This window comes from Afifella sp. JA880, assembly GCF_025379905.1.
GTDB lineage: Bacteria > Pseudomonadota > Alphaproteobacteria > Rhizobiales > Afifellaceae > Afifella > Afifella aestuarii.
The window spans coordinates 789,243-814,672 of record NZ_JAOANH010000003.1 but is presented as its reverse complement, the minus strand read 5'-3'; the positions used below and the strand labels follow the sequence as shown (position 1 = coordinate 814,672).

The 25,430-nt window shown below is 63.6% G+C and carries 20 protein-coding genes; 19 read left to right on the top strand and 1 reads right to left on the bottom strand.

Annotated features, from left to right (window positions below; genetic code table 11):
* The first annotated feature begins 270 nt into the window (after positions 1-270).
* The 19 genes from NYQ83_RS16745 (at position 271) to NYQ83_RS17800 (ending at position 24,670) form a co-directional block, all read left to right on the top strand.
* A complete protein-coding gene (locus NYQ83_RS16745) occupies positions 271-414 on the top strand; it encodes a DUF3096 domain-containing protein (protein WP_128291940.1) in 144 nt (47 codons plus the stop codon).
* 230 nt (positions 415-644) lie between these two features.
* Positions 645-1,523 (top strand): glucose-1-phosphate thymidylyltransferase RfbA, encoded by an 879-nt coding sequence (rfbA, locus tag NYQ83_RS16740; RefSeq protein WP_128291939.1) that lies wholly within the window; start codon positions 645-647, stop codon positions 1,521-1,523.
* On the top strand, positions 1,520-2,074 hold the full coding sequence (rfbC, locus tag NYQ83_RS16735) for a dTDP-4-dehydrorhamnose 3,5-epimerase (protein WP_261215980.1): 555 nt from the start codon (positions 1,520-1,522) through the stop codon (positions 2,072-2,074). Before rfbA ends, rfbC begins: the two co-directional genes overlap by 4 nt.
* Before the next feature lie 19 nt (positions 2,075-2,093).
* Positions 2,094-3,170 carry a dTDP-glucose 4,6-dehydratase gene (gene rfbB, locus NYQ83_RS16730; RefSeq protein ID WP_234629848.1) on the top strand — a complete coding sequence of 359 codons (1,077 nt, stop codon included), beginning with the start codon at positions 2,094-2,096 and terminating at the stop codon, positions 3,168-3,170.
* Positions 3,167-4,069 (top strand): dTDP-4-dehydrorhamnose reductase, encoded by a 903-nt coding sequence (gene rfbD, locus NYQ83_RS16725; protein ID WP_261215978.1) that lies wholly within the window; start codon positions 3,167-3,169, stop codon positions 4,067-4,069. Before rfbB ends, rfbD begins: the two co-directional genes overlap by 4 nt.
* A gap of 67 nt (positions 4,070-4,136) precedes the next feature.
* Positions 4,137-6,356 (top strand): glycosyltransferase family 2 protein, encoded by a 2,220-nt coding sequence (locus NYQ83_RS16720; protein ID WP_261215977.1) that lies wholly within the window; start codon positions 4,137-4,139, stop codon positions 6,354-6,356.
* Between the two features lie 8 nt (positions 6,357-6,364).
* On the top strand, positions 6,365-7,204 hold the full coding sequence (locus NYQ83_RS16715) for a hypothetical protein (RefSeq protein WP_261215976.1): 840 nt from the start codon (positions 6,365-6,367) through the stop codon (positions 7,202-7,204).
* Between the two features lie 162 nt (positions 7,205-7,366).
* Entirely contained in the window at positions 7,367-8,080 is a 714-nt protein-coding gene (locus NYQ83_RS16710) for a sulfotransferase (protein WP_261215975.1), read from the top strand.
* 122 nt (positions 8,081-8,202) lie between these two features.
* The gene (locus tag NYQ83_RS16705; RefSeq protein WP_261215973.1) at positions 8,203-9,282 is read left to right on the top strand and encodes a M23 family metallopeptidase; all 1,080 of its coding nucleotides are present in this window, start codon (positions 8,203-8,205) and stop codon (positions 9,280-9,282) included.
* A gap of 297 nt (positions 9,283-9,579) precedes the next feature.
* A complete protein-coding gene (locus tag NYQ83_RS16700; RefSeq protein ID WP_261215972.1) occupies positions 9,580-10,266 on the top strand; it encodes an FkbM family methyltransferase in 687 nt (228 codons plus the stop codon).
* 147 nt (positions 10,267-10,413) lie between these two features.
* On the top strand, positions 10,414-11,640 hold the full coding sequence (locus NYQ83_RS16695; protein WP_261215971.1) for a glycosyltransferase: 1,227 nt from the start codon (positions 10,414-10,416) through the stop codon (positions 11,638-11,640).
* A 101-nt stretch (positions 11,641-11,741) separates the two neighbouring features.
* Positions 11,742-14,708 (top strand): glycosyltransferase, encoded by a 2,967-nt coding sequence (locus NYQ83_RS16690; RefSeq protein WP_261215970.1) that lies wholly within the window; start codon positions 11,742-11,744, stop codon positions 14,706-14,708.
* Between the two features lies 1 nt (position 14,709).
* Complete coding sequence (locus tag NYQ83_RS16685) at positions 14,710-16,869, top strand: DUF6212 domain-containing protein (protein ID WP_261215968.1); 2,160 nt, start codon at positions 14,710-14,712, stop codon at positions 16,867-16,869.
* Positions 16,869-18,929, top strand: coding sequence for a glycosyltransferase family A protein (locus NYQ83_RS16680; protein ID WP_261215967.1), 2,061 nt, complete (start codon positions 16,869-16,871; stop codon positions 18,927-18,929). Before NYQ83_RS16685 ends, NYQ83_RS16680 begins: the two co-directional genes overlap by 1 nt.
* 40 nt (positions 18,930-18,969) lie before the next feature.
* Positions 18,970-19,641, top strand: a complete 672-nt coding sequence (locus NYQ83_RS16675) for a sulfotransferase (RefSeq protein ID WP_261215964.1) — start codon at positions 18,970-18,972, stop codon at positions 19,639-19,641.
* Between the two features lie 25 nt (positions 19,642-19,666).
* Positions 19,667-20,710 carry a hypothetical protein gene (locus tag NYQ83_RS16670; protein ID WP_261215961.1) on the top strand — a complete coding sequence of 348 codons (1,044 nt, stop codon included), beginning with the start codon at positions 19,667-19,669 and terminating at the stop codon, positions 20,708-20,710.
* Positions 20,703-21,941, top strand: coding sequence for a glycosyltransferase family 61 protein (locus NYQ83_RS16665; RefSeq protein ID WP_261215958.1), 1,239 nt, complete (start codon positions 20,703-20,705; stop codon positions 21,939-21,941). Before NYQ83_RS16670 ends, NYQ83_RS16665 begins: the two co-directional genes overlap by 8 nt.
* Positions 21,942-22,702: 761 nt before the next feature.
* Positions 22,703-23,983 carry a calcium-binding protein gene (locus NYQ83_RS16660; RefSeq protein ID WP_261215957.1) on the top strand — a complete coding sequence of 427 codons (1,281 nt, stop codon included), beginning with the start codon at positions 22,703-22,705 and terminating at the stop codon, positions 23,981-23,983.
* Between the two features lie 105 nt (positions 23,984-24,088).
* The gene (locus tag NYQ83_RS17800; RefSeq protein WP_314733315.1) at positions 24,089-24,670 is read left to right on the top strand and encodes a CatB-related O-acetyltransferase; all 582 of its coding nucleotides are present in this window, start codon (positions 24,089-24,091) and stop codon (positions 24,668-24,670) included.
* On the opposite strand, the gene NYQ83_RS16650 is transcribed toward NYQ83_RS17800, so the two are convergent.
* A complete protein-coding gene (locus NYQ83_RS16650) occupies positions 24,667-25,425 on the bottom strand; it encodes a class I SAM-dependent methyltransferase (protein WP_261215955.1) in 759 nt (252 codons plus the stop codon). The two genes, NYQ83_RS17800 and NYQ83_RS16650, sit on opposite strands and share 4 nt — an antisense overlap.
* Between the last annotated feature and the right edge of the window lie 5 nt (positions 25,426-25,430).

Sequence of the window (25,430 nt, the reverse complement as noted above, 5' to 3'; positions counted from 1 at the left end):
GATTTGGCAACCGCCGGACACGGATGTTCATGACCGGCCCACGACTCCGTTCAGCGGACCATCGAGCTGAACGCTGTCTCAGATGCTTGTCATGGCGATTTGTCGAGAGATTGTCCATCGCGGCGATTTTCGTTCGATATGCCCCGCATAAACTTCGCTCTTTCGCTCAAAGCGTGAGCAACGCTCTTCGCTCTTCTACGTTTTGCGACAGTCACGAGGGCGGACCGCGGACAGCCCCCATCCCCCGCCCCTATCCAGGAGACCTCACCCATGGACATCGTCCTCATCCAGCCGGCGGTCGCTCTCATCGCCGGCATTCTCATCCTCGTCTTTCCGCAGATCCTGAATTACGTGATCGCCTTCTATCTGATCATCGTGGGACTCGTTGGGCTTTTCCCCCAGCTCGCCGGATGAGCCGAGCGATCGGGCAGCTGTCAGGACCGGCCGGGTCCCAAAGGGGCATCGCCACCACACAATCCAAGTGCGGCCCCCTCGACCCGAAGATCGCGATCGCCTAAGAGCTTCCCTCCAGCGTCTTTCTTTGCCAGGGCGCCTCGGCGCGCCCTGAAGCAAGGCTGGCGTGCGCTTGCACGCGCGGCCTACCTATCCTAGAGGCCTGTGGACTTTTCAGCTGAGGTATAGCCATGCGGGGGATCATTCTGGCGGGCGGCAGCGGCACGCGGCTTTATCCGCTCACCATTTCCGTCTCCAAGCAATTGCTGCCGATCTATGACAAGCCGATGATCTATTACCCGCTCGGCGTGCTCATGCTGGCGGGCATTCGCGACATCCTGATCATCACCACACCGCGCGATCTGCCGATGTTCCAGGAATGCCTGGGCGACGGCAGCGCTTTCGGCGTGTCCTTGTCTTATGCCGAACAGGCGCATCCGAACGGCCTTGCCGAAGCCTTCATCATCGGGCGCAATTTCGTCGGCAACGACCCTGCCGCCCTCATCCTCGGCGACAACATCTTTTATGGCGCCGGCCTTTCGGGCCTTCTCAAGAACGCGGCCAGCAAGGACACGGGCGCCACCGTCTTCGCCTATCACGTCGACGATCCGGAGCGGTACGGCGTCGTCTCCTTCGATCGCGAAACCGGCATGGCGCAGTCGATCGAGGAAAAGCCCACAAAGCCGAAATCTTCCTGGGCGGTGACCGGGCTTTATTTCTACGACAACGACGTCGTCGACATCGCAGCCGACGTGAAGCCATCCGCCCGTGGCGAACTCGAAATCACGGACGTCAACCGTGCCTATCTCGAACGTGGCGACCTTGAAGTCTCGCGGCTTGGACGCGGCTATGCCTGGCTCGACACCGGCACACATGACAGCCTCCACGAAGCCGCCGCTTTCGTGCGCACCATCGAACACCGGCAGGGAACCATGGTGATGTGCCCGGAAGAGATCGCCTTCGAGCTCGGCTATCTCGATGCGGCGGCCGTCACCGCCCGCGCCGAGAAGCTCGGCAAAACCCATTACGCGCAATATTTGATGCGCCGCATTCAGGAGCGCAGCCAATGATCGAGGTCAGGCCTCTCGGCCTCGAAGGCGTCGTCGAAATCGTCCCGAAAAAGTTCGGCGACGATCGCGGCTTCTTTTCCGAGACCTACAATGCCGACCGCTTCGCGGAAGCGGGTATCCCGCTCACCTTCGTGCAGGACAACCATTCCTATTCCAAGGCGGTCGGGGTTCTGCGCGGGCTGCATTATCAACTGCCGCCGCGGGCGCAAGACAAGCTGGTGCGCGTCACGCGCGGGCGCATCCTCGATGTCGCCGTCGACATCCGACGTTCTTCGCCGACCTTCCGGCAATGGGTCAGCCTCGAAGTCTCCGCTGCGAAATGGAACCAGATCCTGATCCCGGCCGGCTTCGCGCATGGATTTCTGACGCTCGAGCCGGATACGGAGGTCCTCTACAAGGTGACCGACGTCTATTCGCCCGAGCACGACCGCTCGCTGCGCTTCGACGATCCGGAGATCGGCGTCGACTGGCCGCTATCTGGCGATGCGCTCACGCTGTCGGCGAAGGATCAGGGAGCGCCCTTCCTCGCCGAAGCGGATATCTTCGATTAATCGGGCCGGAGGCCAAGAGATGAGAATACTCGTGACGGGCGGGGCGGGCTTTATCGGCTCTGCGGTCTGCCGCCATCTCGTGCAGGAGGGCGTGGAGCGCGTCGTCAACGTCGACAAGCTCACCTATGCCGGCAACCGGCAGTCTCTGCGCGCGATCGAGAATGCGCCCAACCACGTCTTCGTTCAGGCCGATATCTGCGACGACACGGCGCTCCTCGACGTCATGAAGGCGGAGCGCATCGACTCCGTCATGCATCTCGCCGCCGAAAGCCATGTCGACCGTTCCATCGACGGCCCGGCAGCCTTCGTGGAAACCAATGTCGTCGGCACCTTCCGGCTTCTCAACGCGACGCTCGCCTATTGGCGCGAGCTTTCGTCAGAGGCACAGGAAAAATTCCGTTTCCATCACGTCTCGACCGACGAGGTCTTCGGCGACCTGCCTTTCGACAGCGGCATCTTCACCGAGGAGACGCCCTACGCGCCCTCTTCGCCCTATTCGGCCTCGAAGGCGGCGTCCGACCATTTCGTGCGCGCCTGGCACGAAACCTACGGCCTGCCGGTCGTCCTCTCCAACTGTTCCAACAATTACGGGCCCTACCACTTCCCGGAAAAGCTCATCCCGCTTGTCATCCTGAACGCGCTCGACGAGAAAGAGCTGCCGGTCTACGGCCAGGGCGCCAATGTGCGCGACTGGCTCTACGTGGAGGACCATGCGCGGGCGCTCGCCCTCGTCGTCGGCAAGGGCGAGATCGGCGAGAGCTACAATATCGGCGGACGCGCGGAACGCACCAACCTGTCGGTCGTCGAGACGATCTGCGATCTCCTCGATGAGCGGCGGCCGCGCGACGGCAACAAGAGCTACCGCGACCTCATCACATTCGTCACCGACCGTCCGGGTCACGACCGGCGCTATGCGATCGATCCCTCAAAGATCGAGCGCGATCTCGGCTGGCGCGCCCAAGAGAGTTTCGAGACGGGTATCGCCCGCACCATCGACTGGTATCTCGAAAACGAATGGTGGTGGGGCCCGCTCCGCGCCGAGCGCTACAAGGGCGAACGTCTCGGCCATGCCCATCAGAAAGCGAAGGCCGGATGAGGATCGTCGTCACCGGCAAGGAGGGGCAGGTCGCACGCGCCCTGATCGCAGCGGGCACCCGATCTGATGCGACCGAAATCATCGCCGTCGGCCGCCCCGAGCTCGATCTGGCGCGGCCTGAGACGATCGCGCCGGCAATCGCCGCCGCTCGGCCGGATGTCGTCGTCTCCGCCGCCGCCTATACCGCGGTCGACCAGGCCGAGGACGAGCCGGACCAGGCCTTTCTCATCAACGAGAAAGGTGCAGGCGAAGTGGCGCGAGCCGCACGCGAGCTCGGTGTTCCGATCATCCATCTGTCGACGGATTACGTCTTTTCGGGCGAGGGCGCCGAGCCCTATGACGAGGCGATAGCGACGGGCCCGAAGGGCGTCTACGGCGCCAGCAAGCTTGCCGGCGAACAGGCGGTTGCCGCCGCCAATGCCAACCATCTCATCCTGCGTGTCGCCTGGGTCTACAGCCCCTACGGCAAGAACTTCGTCAAGACGATGCTCCGGCTTGCCGAAGGCCGCGATCAGCTTTCCGTCGTCGACGACCAGATCGGCAATCCGACCTCGGCCGAGGACATCGCCGACGCCGTTCTTGCAATCGCCCGGCACTGGCAGAAGGCCGGGGCCGCCCGCCCGAACGGGCTTTATCATTTTGCCGGCAGCGGCGAGACGAGCTGGTGCGGGTTCGCGCGAGAAATCTTCCGTGTGAGCGGAACGCTCTCCGGCCCAACGGCGGAGGTTGCGGCGATCACGACGGCGGAGTTTCCGACAAAGGCGGCGCGGCCCAAGAACTCCCGGCTCGACTGCCGCCGTTTCGCCACGGATTTCGGCCATGCGGCACCGCCCTGGCAGGAAAGCGTCGCCCGCGTGGTGAACACCCTCTTGCGCGACCGAGATGGCTCGCCGAACTGAGAGACGAGCAAGCGCCCCGGCATGAGACCGGACCGGCGCAAGATGATCAAAGCGAGGAACCGAAAAAGTGCGCGCTGTTGACCTTCGACAGGATTGTGCGGCGTGCGAATATGTGAACGTTTCGGGCGCTGACGGCGTCTACACTGCGACCTCCGACGACCCGCAGATCCGCTTTCGGCCGGTCCGTCCGTTCGAGCCCGGCTGGTATCATTGCGCCTTTGAAATCTCGGGCAATTCCGTCGTCACACCGCAGATCGTCATCGACACGGGCAAGGGTTTTCTCGCCACTTATCGGGTGAGCCTCAAAAGCGACCGGCGGCGAAACCGCTTCTCAGCCGATTTCTATCTGCCCGAGCCGGCGAACGAGCTTTGCCTCTACCCCGCGGACGGCGCCGGCAAATTCGAAATCGGCCGCCTCCGCATCAAGCGCCGCAACCGGGCGGAAACGCTTCTCTTCTTTGCCAGCCACGCACTCCAGATCCTCTGGCGAGATCCGATGCGCCTTGTGCGCCGGTTTCGGCAATACTGGCATTATCTGCGCCGCCCGCATTTCGTGGGCGTGCGCACACCGTCGCGGCTGAGCCCCGGTGGCGGCAGCTATCCCGATTGGATCAAGCGCTACGATTACCAGCCGGAGCGCGATCGCAAGAGGCTCGAGACGCAGATCAAGGCGCTCGAAAGGCGCCCCGTCATCAGCGTTTTGATGCCGGTCTACAACCCTCCGGCCGATCTTCTCGATGCCGCCATCCGCTCCGTCGTGGAACAGGTCTATCCGGATTGGGAATTGTGCATCGCCGACGATGCCTCGTCGGATCCGGAGATCGGTAGCCGCCTCGAGGCATGGGCGGAGCACGATACCCGCATCAAGGTCGTTCGACGAGAGATCAACGGGCACATCTCGGCCGCCACCAATTCCGCTTTGGCCGTCGCAATGGGCGACTGGATCGCCCTCCTCGACCATGACGATGTCCTGCGGGAAAACGCGCTCGGCGAAGTCGCCGTCGAAATCGGGCGCCATCCGGACGCTGAGATCGTCTATTCCGACGAGGACAAACTCGGCTCGGACGGGCTACGCTACGAGCCCTATTTCAAGCCGGACTATTCGCGCGAGCTTCTACGCTCACAGAATTATTTCAACCATCTGACCGTGCATCGGGCGGAAAATATCCGTCGCGTCGGCGGATGGCGCGTGGGTTTCGAGGGCAGTCAGGATTACGACCTCAATCTGCGCATCGCCGAGATCGTCGCTCCCGCGAAAATCCGGCACATCCCCAAAGTGCTTTATCACTGGCGCGCGGTGGAGGGCTCAACGGCCATGGCCGGCGGGGAGAAGAACTATGCCTATCTTGCCGGCCAGCGCGCCCTTGAGGATCATGTCACACGCACCGGACTGCCGGCGAAGGTCGAGCCGGCGCCGGGCGTGCCCTTCTACCGGCTGAAGCTCTCAGTGCCGGAGCCCCGCCCTCTCGTCAGCCTCATCATCCCGACGCGCGATCACGCAAAACTTCTGCGTGGCTGCATCGAATCGATCCTCACCAAGACCACTTACGACGCTTACGAGATCCTCATCGTCGACAACGGCTCCGTCGAACCTGAGACGCATCGCTATTTCGAGGAGCTGCGCGCAGATCCGAAAATCCGCGTCATCTCCTACGACAAGCCGTTCAACTACGCGGCAATCAACAATTTCGCCGCCGCCCAAGCGAACGGCGCCATTTTAGGCCTCGTCAACAACGACATCGAAGTAATCTCGCCCGATTGGCTCACGGAAATGGTGTCCTGGGCGGTTCAGCCGGATATCGGCTGCGTCGGCGCCAAACTCTACTATGCCGACGATACGATCCAGCATGCCGGCGTGATCCTCGGCATTGGCGGCGTTGCCGGCCATTCCCACAAATATTTCCCGCGCGAGGAGCCCGGCTATTTCGGGCGGCTCAAGATCCTGCAGAACGTTTCGGCGGTGACGGCGGCCTGCCTTATCGTGCGCAAGGAAGTCTATGAGGCTGTGGGCGGCCTCGACGAAGAGCATCTCGCCGTCGCCTTCAACGATGTCGATTTCTGCCTTGCCGTCCAAAAGCTCGGCTTTGCGAACGTCTTCACGCCCTATGCGGAGATGTACCACCTAGAAAGCATTTCGCGCGGACATGAGGACAATTCCGAGAAACAGGCCCGATTTTTCGAAGAATCGCTCTACATGCAGAAAAAATGGCAACGCCTGTTGGCGCGCGACCCCTTCTATTCTCCCAATTTGAGCCGGGAGCACGAAGATTTCTCACTTCGCAGTTGATTGAGCCGATGCGCAAGCTCCAGGACCTGAAGAACGCTCTTCCGCTCTCACGCAGCATCGTGACGAGCAGGAAAAGTAAGAATATCGACAAGATTTTCTTCCTGCATATTCCGAAAACGGCAGGTTCGGCCTTCAACCTCGCCTTCCAAAAAGCCGTCCCCGACGGACGGCATTTCGAGCACATGGAGAGCCAGCGAGAACTCTTCTATTCCGTCGTCAGCGACGGCCAACCTTTCTACGCGTCCGGACATTTCCCCTTTTCGAGAGTGCGCGACCTCGTGATGCGGCCCGACGTCTTCACCATCACGATCTTCCGCGAGCCGCTCAAGCAGCTCCTCTCGCATCTCAAATGGGTGAAGGCCTATGGACGGCCCGATGGTGAGGCCCGCCGTCGTCTCATTCCGGAAAACATCGCCGAACTGTCGCTCGCCCTTTGGGAGACGGATCTCAACGACGTCGCCAGGCTCGAACCGATCCTTGCCTCGCCGACCGCCATCTCCCTCTTCGACAACACGCAGACCCGCTACATGACCCGCTCCATCGGCGGACGCATCGGTGAGGAGCAGGGCCGCTTTTCGATGGGACATCTGAAACATTTCGACTTCTTCTTCGCCCTCGACGACATGGCGACGGCACACAAAAAGCTGACCAGGAAGATCCCCGGGCTCGGGTCAATTCCGCGCACCAACGAGGCGATGCTGTCGGAGACAATCGATCTGCAGGAAGGCGAAGTCCGGGATTTTTATGAGACCTTCGTACGTTTCGACCGGCAGCTTTACGACAATGCCCGGCGCCGCTCACGGCGTCGCTTTCTCGGCCTGGCCGAGGATGAAGCGCAGAATGTATGAGGCCTGAGGGCTTGAACGAAGTTCGCGCAAAAACGCATTCTAGGCGGGCGGCGTCGGCAGGGCGTGTTTCAAAAGGTTCTCACCCGCTGGCAGCATCCTTCAAACACGGGGGCGCGCCGAGAGGCTCCGGCGCGTCGATCCCGGCAAGATCAGGAGCCACGATTGCGATCGCTCGAAGACTATCTCCGGCAACCGAAGCTCGCGCGCTTTCCCTTCCTTTTCATCGTCACCTATGGCCGCTCGGGCTCGACCTTGCTGCAGGGATTGCTGAACGCGCTGCCGGGCTATCACATCCGTGGCGAGAACAACGCGGCCCTCGTCCCACTCTTCCGCACGCAAAGACGATTGCGGCACACGCGCTCTGAGTGGGGAAACGACGCGACCACGCCGGGGACCCCGTGGTATGGCGCCGAGCTCATCGAGCCCGACATGTTCGTGGCCGGTTGCGCGGATGCTTTCTTTCGCTCCGTTCTGAGACCTTCGGTCGGCGCAAGATGCTGCGGTTTCAAGGAAATTCGCTACGATAGAAGGACGCTGAGCGACGGGGACTTCGTGCCCTATCTCCGGTTTCTCCGGCGAGCTTTCCCCGGTGCCGCCTTCATTTTCAATTTCCGCAATGTCGAGGATACGCTGAAGAGCGGCTGGTGGCCGGATTACGAGCCAGGCGATGCGGAGCGGGCGATCTCGGTCATGCGAACGCGCATGGAAGATTATGCCCGGGACCACCCCGAACATTCTTTCTCCTTCGACTATGACACCGTCTGCCGCGATCATTCCTACTTCGCCGAATTGTGCGCCTTCCTCGGCGAGGAGTACGACCCAGAGATGGTCGAGCGGGTCATGAGCACCAGCCACAGTATCGGCGGGTCACGGTGACAGGCTTTCCCGCCTGGGACTCCTAAGATCGCGCTCGAAAGCGCGTCTTACCCCTGCCCCAGTCACGAAGCGGTCGCATTTGCGACCTTTCTTCGGGCCGTCTCATCAGGAAAGGAACGCCCATGTGCGCGTGGCATGGCCATCTCTCCGTCGCCTCATCAAGCCGTGCGATGCCCGCTTTGACCGCAGTGGGGCGGCTTCGCGCTCCGGCGCTCGCACTCGTCCTTCTTGCGCCGCTCACGGCATCGGCGGCCGCCTTCGAACTCGAACTGCCTCTCGCCTGCACGCCTGGGACCGATTGCTTCATCCAGCATTACGTCGACCGCGACGGCACCTCGGGTGCGCATGATTATCATTGCGGCAGCCTCACTTATGATGGCCATAAGGGAACGGATTTTCGCATTCCGACGCTTGAGGCGATGCGCGAGGGGGTCAACGTGCTGGCAGCGGCCCCCGGCAAAGTGCTGCGCGTGCGCGACAAGATGGATGATGTGTCCGTGCGCCGCATCGGGGTGGAGAACGTCAAAGGCTCCGAATGCGGCAATGGCCTCGTCATCGATCACGGCGACGGCTGGCAGACGCAGTATTGCCATATGCGCCTTGGCAGCATCGTGGTGCGGCCGGGCGAGCAGGTGGAAGCGGGCGCCGTTCTCGGCCAGGTGGGCCTGTCGGGACAGACAGAATTTCCGCATGTGCATCTTCAGCTGACGAAGGACGGGACGATCGTCGACCCGTTCAGCTACCAGCCGGATGTTGCCGCCATGGAAGGTGAGGCGGCCTGCAAGAACGAAATCGCCGGCACCTCGCTTTGGGCCAAGGACCTCCGGGCGAACCTCGCCTATACGGCCGGCAGCATCCTCAATGTCGGCTTCAGCGACCGCGCAGACCTCAAGATGGTCGATATCGAAGGCGGCATGCTGCACGATCCCGACACGAGCGCGCCCGTGCTTGTCGCCTATGGCCGCGCCATCGGCCTTCTGAAAGACGACATCCAGCACATGCGCATTACCGCGCCTGGAGGGCAGGTTCTGGTCGATCAGGCCGTCGACCCGCTCGAAGCCAACAAGGCCCAGGTCTTCGTCTTCGCCGGTCGCAAACGGCCGTCTCAGGGTTGGCCGGCCGGGCGCTACGAAGCCGTCTATAGTGTCGAGCGGGACGGGGAAACGATCCTTGAGAAACCCTTCTCGGCAACGCTCGAATAGGGTTCTCAAAAAGAGGTCCCAGATGACAGTGCATCTGGGACCTACGGAGTCGGTCTCTATCTGGAGATGCCCCAGTATGACCGGATGCAGCCGGTTATGCCAGAGACAGTCTGCGTCTTTTGCAGACACGCGTCTGCAAAAAGCCAGTCAAATACGACACGCTGACATGGGTTGCACAGAAAAATGCACCCTGGGAAGACGTTCGGGGCGGCTTCGGCGACTGGTTGCCGCGGCGGGCGAGTGCGGATAAGCCGACCACCGACGCTTATTCTGCAGCGTGAGGACAAGGAGCGAGAGATGCAGCCGGCCACGAGCCCGGAAATCGTCGAATGCCGGGGTGTCCGCCTCGACCTGTCGCATCCCCTTTTCACCGAAAAGCTGCGGCGGGCCGTCGAGCGCGGCTGGTATGAAGGCGCGGAGGCGCGGGCGAGCGAAATCATGGTGAGGCCGGGCGATCGCGTGGTCGAATTCGGCGGCGGCTGCGGCTTCATCTCGAGCTTCATGGCCCTTACCCATGCCGACATCACGATCGAGTGTGTGGAGGCCAATCCGGAGCTTCTCGCCCTCATCGAACACCATCACCGCCTGAACGGCGTGACCTGCGCGACCCTCCACCACGAGCTCGCCGCACGCGAGGACGGCACGGCGGACTTTTACGTGACCAGGGATTTCTGGGCCTCGTCGACACGGCCGGGAGCGGAGGCGCGTCGGGTGGAGGTCCCAGCACGTGCCATCTCCAAGCGTCTCGATGAGTGGGACCCGCAGGTCGTCGTCATGGATGTGGAAGGCGCCGAGCTTGAGCTTCTCGCAGACCCGTTGCCGTACAAGCTGCGCGCGCTCGTCCTTGAACTTCACCCGGACATTTATGGTCTTCCGGGCGTCAAAGCCGTCATGGACGGGCTGTCGAAACAAGGCTTCGCTTACGTACCGGAAGCCAGCGAGCATGCCGTCACCGCCTGGGCACGGGTCGACGCTCTTGCCTAGCTTGAGACGAGCGGCTTTCTGGCGCCTTTCCATCCTGCGTGTTGACAGCGCAGCCGCGCCCCCGCATTGCCTTCGTGCAGGGTTCGAAAACCCCGTTGCCGGCACGACGCCTGGCTTGCCAAGCACCTTTTCGGATTTTCCCGCCTCATGAAAATACTCTTCCTGCACAACAATTTTCCTGGCCAGTATCGACGTCTCATCAACTTCTTAAAGGATGACCCACTGGTCGAGGACATGATCGCGGTTACGCTGGAGACGAACCAGCAGAAGTTTCCTCTGAAAAAGGTCCTGTACAAACCGCATCGCCCGGTGACAAAGGGCATTCATCCTGCGGTCGTTTCTTTCGAGTCTGCCGTCATCAATGCGCAGAACGTGTTTCAGAAACTCGTCAGCGTGAAGCAATCGGGTTGGAAGCCCGATATCATCTGCGGCCATTCCGGCTGGGGTCCGACGATGTTCCTGCGCGAACTGTGGCCCGACACACGCATGCTCACCTATTACGAGTGGTGGTACAATTCGACGGGCGCTGATACCGACTTCCTGCGCCGCGAACCCGCCCCCTATGACGAGCGCGTGCGCATGCAGATGAAGAATGCGCCTTTCCTTGCCGATCTCTCGATCATGGATTGGGGGATTTGTCCGACGCGGTTTCAGCACAGCCAGTTTCCGGCCATGTTCCGCGACAAGATCGAGCTTCTGCACGACGGCGTCGATACGGATTTCATGTGTCCGGACCGCTCCGACACGCTCACGATCGGCGACAAGACGTTTCGGGCGGGAGACGAGATCGTCACCTATGCCACACGAGGCATGGAGCCCTACCGCGGCTTTCCGCAGTTCATGGAGGCGGTCGCCAAGCTGCAAAAGCGGCGCCCCAACATGCAGACGATCGTCGTCGGCAGAGACCGCGTCGCCTACGGCTCCAAACGCTCCGACGGCAAGACCTACAAGGAACATGCCCTGGAAACGCTCGATCTCGATCTGAGCCGCATCCACTTTCTCGATCTGGTGCCGTTGGAGAAGCTGCGTACGGTCTTCCGCATCTCCTCCGTGCACGTCTATCTCACCGTGCCCTTCGTGCTGTCATGGTCGATGATCGAGGCGATGAGCACCGGCGTCCTGCTGCTTGGTTCGGACACCGACCCCATCCGGGAGATGATCGAGGACGGCAAGAACGGCCTCCTCGTCGACTTCTTCGATTCCGACAAGATCGCCGCTCGGATGGAGGAGGCGCTCGCCGGGCAGCAGAAATTCGTGCCGTTGCGCGCGGCCGCACGTCGCACGGTCCTGGAGCGCTATGCCATGAAGCATCTTCTGCCCTGTCACCGGCAGCTCATGGTCGATGTCGCCTCTGGCGCCAAGACCTGTCGCTGAGCCGGTCGTCCTTTCGATTTGGCGCGACCTGTGCCATCCATCCGAGCCACACAGCCGCATCATGCCGGCCTGGCATTTCGTATTGCCCTGGGAGCGCGTTCGTGAACGCCACACTCAAGCGGACTTTGAAACGCTATCTGCTGCCCTTCACGGGATCGATGCGGCTCCTCAGGGCGCATCCGATCCTGATGAACGGGCAATGGTACCTTGAGAACAATCCGGATGTGGCGCGCGCCGAGATCGACCCGATCGAGCATTTTCATCGCATCGGCTGGAAAGAGGGGCGCAATCCGTCGGAGCATTTCGACGTCACCTATTATTTGACTGCCTACCCCGACATTCGGGCCGCGGAGATCAACCCTCTCATCCATTACCTTCAGGTCGGCTGCACCGAAGGCCGCAACCCCTCGCCCACCTTCGACGCCGCCGCCTATCTGCGCGACCACCCCGACCTCTCGCAAAAGAAGCTCACGGCCTACGAGCAGTTTCTCGTCGCCACCGGCCGTGCAGACGTCGAACGCGAGCCGATGACGATCCCGCGCGGCGCTTATGACGAGATTTCGGAAAGCGGGCTTCTGCACGAGACCTGGTATCGCGGGAAATATCCCGACGTCGTCGCCGTGCCCGATCCGCTTCGACATTACATCGACTGGGGCATCCGCGAAGGCCGCAGCCCAAATCCATATTTCGACCCGACCTGGTACACGAAGGAGCACCGCTACGCGCTGCGCGGCCTGCCTCCGATCCTGCACTATCTGCGCCATGGCTGGCAGAATGGCTGCGACCCGTCGGTGGCTTTCAGTCTCACGCATTACGGCGACCTCACCGGCTGGTCGCCACGCGATGGGGAGCCGATCGCGCGCTTCATGAAGGAGGGGCTGCCGCAGGCGCCCGCGCTCAGGCCGGTCGATCCCGCAAAGCCGGGCCATCGCATCAATCTCGGGCGGCGGGACGCGCATTGCTGCAAGGGAAGCTTTCTGCGTTACCCGCTGGATCACCGGCCCGCCGAGACCGCCGATGCGCATGGCAGTTTCATACCGAACCGTCTCGTCCTGCATTGGGTGATCCCGGATTTCGGCACCGGCGGCGGCGGCCATATGACCATCTTCCGGATGGTGCGTGCCCTCGGTCTGCGCGGTCACCGCCAGACGGTCTGGATCCATAACCGCGATCCGAAAGAGCCGCTCGACGGGACCTACGACGACGTCGTGCGCCATTATCAGACGATCGACGCGGACATCCGCCTCATCGACGAGGAGGGTTTCGTCGATGCTCAAGGCGATGCCGTCATCGCGACCGACTGGGCGTCGGTGTGGCCGGCCCGTTCGATGCAGCAGGTGAAGCGCTGCTTCTACTTCGTGCAGGATTACGAGCCGTTCTTCTTTGCCCGCGGCGCCGAAGCGCTTTTGGCGGAAACCACCTATCGAAGTGACGTCGATTGCCTGTGCGCGAGCCCGTGGCTGTCGCAAACGCTTGAGGAGAATTTCGGCCGCTGGACGCGCCATTTCCACCTCGCGGCCGATCGCGATGTTTATTATCCGGCAAGCCCGCGCTCGACGCCGGCCGCCAACGCGGACGCGCTTCCGCGGATCGCGCTTTACGCCCGCCGCTTCACCGCCAGGCGCGCTGTCGATCTCGGCCTTCTGGCGCTCGAGGTGCTGGCGCGGCGCGGACACGAATTCATCGTCGATTTCTTCGGTTCCGAAGAGCCGATCGAGACAGCGCCCTTCCCTTTCGTGCAGCATGGGACGCTGCCGCCGCAGGAGCTCAGCCGGCTCTACCGTTCCGCCACGATCGGCGTCGTCTTCTCGGCGACGAACTACTCGCTCGTTCCGCAGGAAATGATGGCCTGCGGCCTGCCGGTGGTCGAGCTCGATGTGGAAAGCACCAAGGCGATCTATCCCGAGGGCGTGGTGTCGCGCGCGGGCGCCAATCCCGACGCTCTCGCCGATGCCATCGAAGCGCTGCTCTTCGATAGCGAGCACCGCGCCACACAGGCGCGCAAGGCCCTCAACTGGGTCTCCCAGTTCAGCTGGGAACGCGCTGCCGACGTCATCGAAAAAGGCATCGTCGACCGGCTTCAGGAACTCGGGCACGCCCGGCTTGCGCCGGCAGTCCCGCGGGCCACACCGAAAGCCTCCGTCGTCATCCCGACCCTCAACGGCGGGCCGCTCCTCCTCGACGTCATCGAGCGGGTGAAGGCGCAGAAGCTGCACGAGCCGTTCGAGATCCTCGTCATCGACAGTGGCTCGAGCGACGGCACGATGGAGCGCATCGAGGCGGACGATTCGGTCATGCTGCACCGCATCGACAAATCGGAGTTCGGCCATGGCCGCACGCGCAATCTCGGCGTCGAGCTGACGAGCGGCGATTACATCGCCTTTCTCACCCAGGATGCGCTGCCGACGAACGAAGGCTGGCTCGCCAATCTCGTGATGATGCTCGACCATTATCCGGATGCCGCCGGCGCCTTCGGTCACCATCTCGCCTGGGAAGCCGCGACCGCCTTTACCAAGCGCGACATCGACCAGCATTTCCGGCAATTCTTCGAGATGCCGCTCGCCGTCTCCAAGGATCTCGATCCCGCACGCTACGCGGCGGGCGACATCCAATGGCGGCAGCAGCTGCATTATTACAGCGACAACAATTCCTGCCTGCGGCGTTCCGTTTGGGAGAAAATCCCTTATCGCGACGTTCCCTTCGGCGAAGACCAGCTCTACGCCGAGGACATCGTCGCGGCCGGCTACCAGAAAGTCTTCGCACCGAATGCCGTCGTCTATCATTCGCATGATTACGACGAAGCGGAGACCGAAGAGCGTTCGATGATCGAGGCGCGGTTCTTCTACGAGCATTTCGGCTACGTCCTCATGGAAGATGCCGCCACTCTCGAGAAGACGCTCGCCGCCCTCAATGCCGCCGACACCGCCTGGGGACGCACCCACGGGATCGCCGACGAGGAGATCGCGTATCGGCACAAGCTCAACAAAGCCCGTCTGAAAGGCTATCTCGCCGGGGGCCCAGAGGCTCAGGGCCATCTCGAGCGGTGGCGCAGAAAGAAGGTCGCCTGACGTGCCGGACCCGACCGCCTTTTCCAGCGGGATTTTCGTCGATCCCGACAGCGCCCAGCAGATCTTCGGAGCGTCGAGCCAGGTGTTCGTCTCCGAAAGCCTTGCCGAACGTCTCGGAGACCTGTCGCATCTTCCGACTTCCGTCACGCTGTTTGATCAGGATGGCCGGCTCAGATCCTCGGAATCGCATCCGGGCGCGGCCGCCCATGTCCTCATCGACGCCATCCCGCACGGCGTCTTCCTGATTGCCTGCGGCGACGGCGAACAGGAAATCGCGGCAAAGCTCGTCGGTTTCTTCAAGCGGCACGACGCGCGGCCCGTCCCCTCTCTTGCCGTCATCGACGCGACCGAGACCGATGCGGCGCTCTTACACTTCACCCATGCGCTCTTGCCGGCGATGAGCCATCGCCTCGCCATCCAGGAAGAGGTCCTCGGCCGGCGCGAGAGCGAGCTTGCCGAGATGCGCCAGCACGCCGAGTGGCAACAGCTGCAGCTTCGCCTCGGCCGCGAGATGGTCGAGGCGCTCGGCTATTCCACCCGCATGCTCGCCTATGAGGTGCCGGACGGCGATCACACGATCGGCCCTGGCGGCGACGTGGAGGCGACCTCGCTCGTCCAACGCCTGCCGGTCGATCTCGCGGGCATCAACGCCGTCAGTCTTTATGTCGTCACGCCCATGAAGACCTCCGGCCAGATCATCGTCACGCTCGGCCCCCCCGATCTGCGGCAGAGCCTCGCCCGGGCGGAGATTGCCGCTACGGATTTGAAGGCCGGCTGGAACGATATCGTTCTGGAAAAGGCCGTCGGTCCGATCCACGGCGATGGCGTCCTCACCGTCTCCTTCCTCCGAGACGCAAAGGTTGCCGCACCGCTCCTGTCGCTCACGGACGAGACGACCGACCGTTTCGGGCTGATCGATCCCGACGGCGCGGGTTCGCTCGCGCTCAAGGTCTGGAAGGGCCTTTCGCCCGAAGCGTTTCCGGCAGCGAACCGTGCGGCTTTGCGGATCTCCCGTGCCCCGCTCGATACGGCAGGGCTCTCTCGTCGGCTGCATTATATCTTCGGCGCCGCCGAAGAGGCGATCCTTCGGCAAACGAGCAAGGGCGGCCCGCTTTCGGCAACCGACAGCAATGGTCAGATCGGCCTGCGCACCCTTCCTGGAAAGATCGGCGGCTTCCGGCTCGCGAATGCGATCAAGCCCGGCACGCTCACCGTCTCCGTCGATCTCGCGCGCGCCGCCGACGATGTGGATGAAGAGATCGAAACCGCCATCCTTGCAATCCCGAGCCAGGATCTCCTTCTGCGCGATGCGGACGAGCTGCGTCAGGTCGTCGAAGCGATTTTCGCGCAGGATGCCGGCACGACAGCGAACCTGCCGGCCTCGCTCACCCGACGCCTGCCGAAGGCGACGCGCACGACATTGCGGCTGACATTCGCGGGACCGACCGAGCGGCCGATGGACGTCGTCCTGGCGCTCCGCAATTCCTCAGGCGTCGAGATCGCATTGAGCGCATCGCATATGGAGGTCGAAAAGATCGAGGCGCTGCGGAGCGAACTCGAACCGCCCTTTGCCCGGCGCATCCCCTTCGCGGAACTGAAAAGCCGGATGAGCTACATGTTCGGCGACAGCGAAGGTCGCCGCGCATCCGAAGGCCTCGGGTTTTCGGTTTTCGAGATCTCCGACGTCGAAAACTTCATGCAAACGCATCCTTTGCCCGACGGGCTTTCGGGGGCGCGCGGTGTCGGCATCCTGCCCGAGGGGCTAGTTCGTGTCGGCGCGCGGGTGATGACGAGCCACCGTCTGGGACCCGATGCGGAATACGGGTTGTTCCTTATCGAGCGCGGTGCGGGCGAGGAAGACCCCGCCGCCTTCGCCAGGGCGATGGAGCGCTTCGTCGAAGACGGCGACACCGCCCGGCCCGATTTCGTCATCGCATCCGCGAAGGTGAACACGAAGCCCAATGAGCGGCACGATTTTGCCATCGAGCTTCAGACGCCGCTCGCACAGCCTGCCGACCTTCTATGCACCATCCGCAGTCTTTCCGGACATATCAGCTTTGCCTGGTGCCGCTGGTATGGGCTCGATCTCACGGTCGCCGGCAAGGGCGCGCATCGCCTTGAGCTCACCGGCGGCAAGGCAAAGCCTCGTTCGGAGAAGTGATGCGGGGCCCGCTCCTCACCGGCAATGACGGGCCGTCCGGCTTTCGGCGGATCGGCGTCGTCGTGCCGGTCTACGGCCATTCGCGCTTTGCCGTCGAAGCGGTGAAAAGCGCCTGCGAGCAGATGCTTGCGACACCCCATGTGGTGGCCGTCGTCGACGACGGCTGTCCGAACCCGGAAACCCAGCATGCGCTGACGGCCTGTCGGGCGCGCTACCCGGGGCGGGTGATCAGCCTGCGCCAGAGAAATGGCGGCCTGTCGGCGGCCCGCAACACCGGCGTGCGCACGCTTCTTGGGCTCTTTCCGGATACCGACGCGATCTTCTTTCTCGATGCCGATAACAGGCTGGAGAATTACGCACTTGCCGCCTATGCGGCCGCCCTCGGCGCGGAGGACGGCGCCGGCTGGGCCTTTCCGGACGTGCACGCTTTCGGCCTGACGCCGATGGTCGACGGCGTCGACGTGCGCGAAACCACGCTCGCCGATTCCGCGCTCCGGCATCGTCGCGGCAATATCAGCGAGGCGGGCAGTCTGGTGCGGTCTGACGTTTTTCGCGCCGGCGTCTTCTACGACGAGACGATGAAATTCGGCCTCGAAGACTGGGATTTCTGGCTGTCGGCCCGCGAAGCCGGCTTTCACGGCGTGCGTGTCACCGATCCGGGCTTTCTCTATCGCGTGCGTCCGGAAAGCATGGTCGCGCAGTCGCGCCGCCAGACGGACGAGATCATGGCGGGGATGCAGCGCAAGCATTCCGATCTCTTCGCCCGCTCGGCGATCCTTGCCGACGAGCACGAGGAAGCGCCCTGTTTCCTGATGGCCGACCTTGAGACCGGCGAGATCCGGGCGACATCGGACCCGCTTTTGCCCGGCCGCACATTGAAGTTGCGGGAAGCGGCGACCCTCTTCGAAAAGCATCTCTCCGGTATTCACGAGCACGACGTTCCGCCGATTCTCGTTGCCCATCACGGGCGCGCCGCGGCCGACATGGAATGGCCGCAGCATCTGCGCAGCCTCTTCTTCGAAGCACTGGCAGAGCCCCTTTCCGGCCCGCACATCCTTTCCATTCGTGCCGCCGATCACGCGAGCCGCTTCGTCGGCGACACGCGGCGCGCGCGCAAGGACATCGAAGCCGCCGAGGCTCTCATCGCCCTCATCCCGCTCAACGAATTGTCGCGGCTTGCCTTCGAGAGACCGAAGCGGCCGGGTCTTGCCCTCCTGCGCGACGTGACGCGCGTCGAGCATTGGAGCCTTCCGACGCTCGAGCAGGTGCCGCCGTTTCAGGGCCATGTCGGGCACAAGCGGCGGATTGCGCGGCTTTCGGCCCTTCTGAGGCCATTCACACGCGTTTCGCAGGCGCGTCCCCTCCACCATGCGAGCCGGTTCTATCGCGGCCCGATCGTGAAGGATGTGCGCGAGTTGATGGCCGACGATCTCTGCGGCTACGCCCCCTTCAAGCCGTTCCCCTTCATCGCGAGAGGCCGGGAGCGCTGCCTCGTCGCCGTCGCCCCGGCGAGCTTAGCCGATGAGGCTCTGCAAGACGCATTCGGCCGCTTCTGCGAGCGCCTGTCGCGGGCGGGCCTGCGCCTGTCGCTCGCGCTCGACGGACAGACGGCAAACCCGGCCTTCGCGCGCGCCGCACGGGCGGCCGATTTCGAAAACATCCTTCTCGATCCGGTGCCTGCGCCGCCGCCGTCGGATTTCGGCTTCATGGGAAGCGACATCCCGGTCCAAGACCCTTCCAAGCATGCGCGCCTGATGGCGCTGGCGCGCGGCCATGACGCCCTCATCACTTTCGGCATCACGGATTTCCTGCCCTTTGCCGGCGAGGCCAAGGGCGACAAGATCTTCACCATCCTCGCCCTCGACGACATCCTAGTCGAACGCGATACCGTCCGGGGCCGGGATCCCGTCACCGTCGCGGCCGCCTATGAACACGCCCATCATGTGATCGCCGCCGGGGTGAAGGCGCGCAAGGCGCTCGCCAATTGCGGCGTGCCGTCGAGCCGCCTCGTGCCCACGGAAGCGCTCGCCTTCACGATCAAGAGCCGGCTCGCCCGTTGATGCGCCGGCCGTCCCATTCGCTGAACCCGCGGAGACCCCTATGACCGCCAGGCCCGACTTCGAGAAATTCATCGTCATCGTCACCTATGGCCGCTCGGGCTCCACGCTTTTGCAGACGGCCCTGCAGACGATCCGCGGAGCGATGATCCGGGGGGAAAACAACAACCTTCTCTATCCGCTCTTCCGGGCGTGGAAGCGGGCGCACAACACACGCTACAATCAGGGACAGGCGGCGATCCCGGCGCACGGACCGTGGTACGGCGCCGACGAGATCGTACCGCGCCGCTTCGGCGAGGAACTCGCCGGCCTCTTCGTGCGCGAGATCCTGAAGCCCACACCGCAGACGCGTGTCCTCGGTTTCAAGGAAATCCGCTTCCACGATGCGGAGCCCGGCGAGATGCCGGAATTTCTCGATTTCATCCGCGAGTTCTTCCCGCCCTGCCGACTCGTCTTCAACACGCGGCGCGCCGCCGATGTCGCGCGCTCCTCGTGGTGGAAAGATGTGGAAACCGAAAAAGTGATGGAGATGGTGGAGGATCTCGACCGGCAATACGCGGATTACGTCGCCGCGCATTCCGATACGAGCTTCCTCGTGCGCTACGACGATTACGTCAAAGACCGGGCGAGCCTGCGCGCCCTTTTCGACTTCCTCGGCGAAGCCTATGACGAGGCGGCGGTCGAGGCGGCCTTCGGCCACCGTCTGCCGCATTGAGGCACGAGCCGAAAAGCCACCCCTGATGCGCGAACTTCTTCTGCATATCGGCCACCCGAAGACCGGCTCGTCGACGCTCCAGGCGTTTCTCGCCCGGAATGCGGAGGAGCTTGCGCGCCGCGGTCTCTTTATCGCCGGCGGGGATCTCGGCTTCGATCCGCACAACAAGGTTTCCGGCAATCCGCTGCATTATTTCCGCGCCAATGCCGGGATCGCGCCCGAGGCTTTTGCGGACCATTTGCGCGCCAGGATGGCGGCGATTACGGCGCCCGACGCCCGCTTCGTTCTTTCCACCGAGATCCTTTTCAATCCCGGCCATGCGGCGCTCTTCGTCCCGCTTCTCGGCGAGATGTCGGTGCGCGTCGCCTATTACATCCGCCGGCAGGATCGCGTGCTTCTCGCCGCGTGGCGGCAATGGGGGCTGAAGCGCGGGCTGTCTCTGCCGGAATTCATCGCCTATCGGATGAACTCCGGGCTTCCCGATTATGAAACGACGATCGCCGAATGGAGCGAGATCGCGGGAGAAGGCGCGCTCCACCTGCGCTTTCTCGATCCGCGATTTCTGACGCGCGGCGATCTCTTCGCCGATTTCGCGGAGTTTCTCAAAACGCCGGCCGAGGGCCTCGCCCCGGTCGCCAATGAGAATGTCAGCCCGGACGCACGGCTGCTGCGCTTTCTCTCCCGCCATTCCGGCCTCTTCGAGAGCCTCGACGATGACCGGCCGATGGACGTCCTTGCGATGGGCCGCTCCGGCGGCGGCACGGAAAAGCTGAAGCTGCCGAAAAACCTCTTCGATCTCGTGCGCCGCCGCTACGAAGTGCGCAACCAGGAGATCCTCGCCCGCTTCATGCCGGACAGGACGGGGCTCGCCGTCATCGACGAGGCGGATGCGCCGATCGAGGAGACGCAAGCGTCCGCCGGAGCCGAGGCGCGCGACGCCGAACATGTGACGGCCCGGCTCGTCGATCTCGTCTCCCGCCAGGAGCGGACGTTGCAGGCCTTGCGGACACGCATCGAAAAGCTGGAGGCCGAGCGGGCAAAGGATCCGGACGGCAGCACACGTGGCTGAGGATGCCGCAGCCATCTTGCGCGGCCTTGCCGGGCGCGAGGTCGCGCCGGCACGCGGCCCGGATCTCTGGACGCGGCCCGACGCGTGGCATCCGCTCTCGCCGCGGCTGCGGGCCAAGGCCGTTGCGGGCGCTGCACCGCTCGGCGATGAGGGGCCGCGGCTTCCCCTCGGCGCGCCGCCCGAATCGGAGATCGAGCGCGAACCGCTTCAGGCGCGGCCGCGCTATGTGGTTGCGGGAAAGAACGTCCTCCTCGCCGGCCAGCGGGCGCTGATCGATCCGGGAGATCCGGACATCGCCGAGAGCGGCGCGGCAGAGCCTGTCCTCGTCAACGACGTTCTGCTTCTCCCCGCGCCCTTCTTCGATCATGCTCGCCCGCTGTCCGCTTTCCCGCACGAATTCCGCATGACGCACGGGGTGAGCCGCGCCGGCGAAAGGCTCGGCATCGCGGCCGACGCCCATCTTGCGCCGCCGATCGACACGCCGGTGGTCGCGCTCGGCTCGACCGAATCGCGCAATTACGGCTCCTGGCTCTTCCGCATCCTGCCAAAACTCCTGCTCCTCGATGAGATCCCCGAAGCGGCGGGGCGCGCGCTCCTCGTGCCGATGGAGGCGGAGTGGATGCGCGAGATCGTGGCGGCCGCGGCACCCGGACGGGACGTCATCGCGCAGGACGTGACGGCGGTCACAACCCTTGCCGATGGCCTCGCCCCTTCGCTCGCCGCCCCCGGCAACGTGTTTCCGTCCGAGCTGCGCCGGGCTCTCACCGCCTTCGCCGCGCGGCTGGCCGGCCCTGCATCCTCGCCGCGCGGCGCGGGGCGCCGGCTTTATATCTCGCGCCGAAGCTGGTCGAAGACGGCACCGCGGCGCATTCTTATGAACGAGGACGAGATCGTCACCCGCCTCGGCACCCTCGGCTTTGAAGAGATCCGGCCCGAGACCCTGCCGCTCGGCGCCCGCATCGCAGCCTTTCAGGAAGCCGAGATCGTCATCGGCCCGTCGGGCTCCGGCCTCTTCAACTGCGTCTTCTGCCGACCGGGCACGACGATCCTGGAGCTCGAGCCGCATGGCGGCTTCCGTCCCATGCATCAGAGCCTTTATCGCAGCCTCGGTCTCGCCCATGGCTTCCTGCGCGGTGAGATCGTGTCGCCGGGCCCGGCACCGGCCCACCCGAACTGGCGGATCGAGGTGGAAGCGGTCTTAAGAATCGCCGAGGCGTGCGCGCCGCGCTGAAAATGCCGCCGACAAGGCACCCGAAACGGCGGAAAAGCCGCCTGCGCCGGCCGCTTGACATGATGCAGACGGGCAACACTTCCGTGCCAACGCACCGACGAGATCTTGAGCCGCAGGCCGGCCTCAGGGATGGCTCACCGGAAGGCCGCACGGGCCGCCGCCCTTCGGGAGAGGGGCGCGCCGCGGTGCCGCCAGGCCATCGCTCCACAGGCTCTCAAGAGCCAGATCGCCGGATCGACAGGCCCTGCGACGCCCCGCCGCCTTGCATCAGCGACAGACCGGCGAAAGACGTGTCGCATCTGCCACACGCCGAGAACGGCGCTCCACACGTTTGTTTTCCAAGGACTTAGGGGAGCTCAGAGATGTCATTCGCGCGTCGAGCGACACCAACGGCGGCGAATGGGCGAAGGAAACCGTGGCGTACCACAACAGCTCTGCAAAGGCTGGCACAAAACCTGCCGCGCCGCACGAGAGGCGCCCGCAGACAGGCAAAGGCGCCGCCATTTTTTTCAGGTACTCTTAAGTTTCTTTAAAAGAAGCTTTCCCCAGCTGGCGTTTTCACTTAAGCCCTTTCTACGACGCGACAATTGCATTTTAGCAACCCCCGCGGAAATTTATCCGCCGCGGCTTTCGCAGGTTGACACCGATAGGGGCCTCCGCAATAAGCTGCGGTCCGCGTTACCCTCCGCCGCGGCGCAAACATGGCGTGGGGATGGGGATACAACACACGCGCGTGTTTTGAAGCTCTACTGGAGAAACACATGGCTGAAATTTTCGGAACGAACAGCGATGACACCCTGGTGGGTGGCGCTGCTGCGGATTCAATCTACGCAATGGCCGGCGACGACGTCGTGAGCGACGGCGGCGAGCACGACCTGGTCTTCCTGGGTGCCGGCAACGACGTCATGACGATGGCCCCCGATGGCCTTGGCGACACGGTCTTGGGCGGCGACGGCAACGACACCGTCGACCTGAACGCCGAATCGATCGCCTTTGGCGTGTCCGGCGAAGTCAATGAAATCTACCTCGGTGCCGGCGCGGATTCTGTCGGCGGTGCTGGCGTCGGCAACATGGTCAACATCATCGGCGGCGGTGACGGCGACGATACGATCGAGACGGGCGGCGGTGCCGACACGCTCTTCGGCGGTGCCGGTGCTGACTCCATCGATTCCGGTGCGGGCAACGACGTCGTCTTCCTGGCTGACGGCAACGACGCATTCGTGGCCGGCTCGGGCGATAACCTGGTGTACGGCGGCGAAGGCGTCGACGTTCTTGCCGGCGGCACGGGCGCTGATTCTCTCTTCGGCGGTGCCGGCGACGACATCATCACGGGTAGCGCCACGACGGACCTGATCGGCGGCGGTGCTGGCGATGATTCGATCACGGTGGCTGGCGACGAAGTCGTTTACGGCGGTGCCGGCAACGACGTCGTGACCGCTGGCGGTGCAGCCAACGAGATCTACGGCGGCGCCGGCATCGATTCGGTAGCTGCTGACGGCAACGACACCGTCTTCGGTGGTGGCGACGCTGACTCGATCACCGCCACGGGCGGCGGCAACGAGATCTATGCCGGCGACGGTAGCGACCTCATCACCGGCGGCGCGACGGGCGGCGACGTGCTCGGCGGCGGCGCTGGTGCCGATACGATCACAGTCAATGGTGCAGACTCTGTCTACGGCGGTGAAGGCGACGACTTCATCGACGGGTCGGCCGGTACCGGCGGCGCGTTCCTCTTCGGTGGTGCGGGTGCCGACACGATTGAGGTGGCCGACCTTGACGAAGTGACCGGCGGTGCCGGCGACGACGTCCTCGACTTCACGGGTCTGGACGATGGCGACACAGTGACCATCACCGACTTCGACGACGACGGCAACGACGTGATCGGTCTTGAGACCGGTGACACGGTGAACTTCACCTTCGACACGACCACCCAGCCGGGTGACGTGCTTGTCACATACACTGATGGTACCGACACGGTCACGATCGTCTTCGAAGACACCGACGCGTCTCAGATCTCGTCGGACGACTTCATCGTCATCTAATCGTTCCCCAGGAGCGAGAGAAAGGGGCGCTTCGGCGCCCCTTTTTTTGTCAGCCGTTTCCAATTGCGACCCACGTCGGCGCCCGTTCCAGAACGCACCGCAAAAATGTCTTCGCCTTTCTACACGCGCGACCATCTTGCCGACGTCATCGCGCGCCACGGCTTCGAAGTCGGTGAATTCACCTACGGCCGCCCCGCCATCCGCTGGTGGGGCGAGAAAGCCAGCCTGATCATCGGGCGATATACGTCGATCGCAGACGGCGTGACGATCTTTCTTGGCGGCAATCACAGAACCGACTGGGTGACGACCTACCCGTTTTCAGCGCTTGCGAAGAGATGGCCTGAAGCCCGGGGTATCGTCGGCCATCCCGCGACCAAAGGCGACGTCGTCATCGGCAACGATGTCTGGATCGGCGGCCAGGCCGTCATTCTCTCCGGCGTCACCATCGGTGATGGTGCGGTCATCGCGGCACGTGCCGTGGTGACGCGAAATGTCGAACCCTATTCAATCGTCGGCGGCAATCCGGCCCGACCGCTCGCCGAACGGTTTTCGCGCGAGCAGAAACAGAAGCTTCTCACAATCCGCTGGTGGGACTGGCCGGAAGACAAGCTCCGGCGCTTCATCCCCGCCCTTCTCTCACCGGATATCGATACGTTTATCCGCGAGGCCGAAGCGGAAGGCGACTAAGCCTTAGCAGGCGCAGCTTTCGCGTTCTTCGCCGCCATCGCCAGCTTCAAGCGGTTCGTCACGGCCCCGCCCAGGAAGGCGAACGTGCGGCGCACGGCGCTCGTCGCCTCCGGGTCGTGGCGCGCAGCACACAGCGCGGCGATCGCCTCGTTCCGCGGCTCGCCTTTGACGAGCACGCCGAGGCCAAAGCCATGCAAGAACTCGAACGCATGCGCCCCCTCGGCGATCTCCGCCCAATAGCGGTGCACGCCGAAATCGCCCCTGCGGACATTGGTGTCGTGAAAGAGGATGACGCCCCCCTCCTTCACCTTCGGCAGCCAGGTCTTGTGGTCGTGCGCGACGGCCTCATAGGTGTGAAGCCCGTCGATATGCAGAAGATCGATGGCGCCGTCGTCGAAATGGGCGAGCGCCTCGTCGAAACGGGCCCGGATCAGGGTCGCGAAGCTGCCGTAGCGATCCTCGTTGTAGCGCGCCAGCTCGTTGTAGATGTTGTCGCCGTAATAGCCGGCGTGCTGGTCGCCCTGCCAGGTGTCGACGGCATGGCAGGCGGTTGCCGTGCCGAGCTGCTTGATCGCCTGATTGAAGGCGCAGAACGAAATGCCGGTATGTGTACCGAGTTCGACGAGGCGCTCCGGGCGCAGCTTGTCGATGAGCCAGAAGGCGAAGGGCGTGTGCTCCAGCCAGCCTGAGGCTCCGATCCGCTCAGGCACCTGAAAGACGACCGGCGAATAAAGCCAGGAAAGATCTTCGGTCATAACGT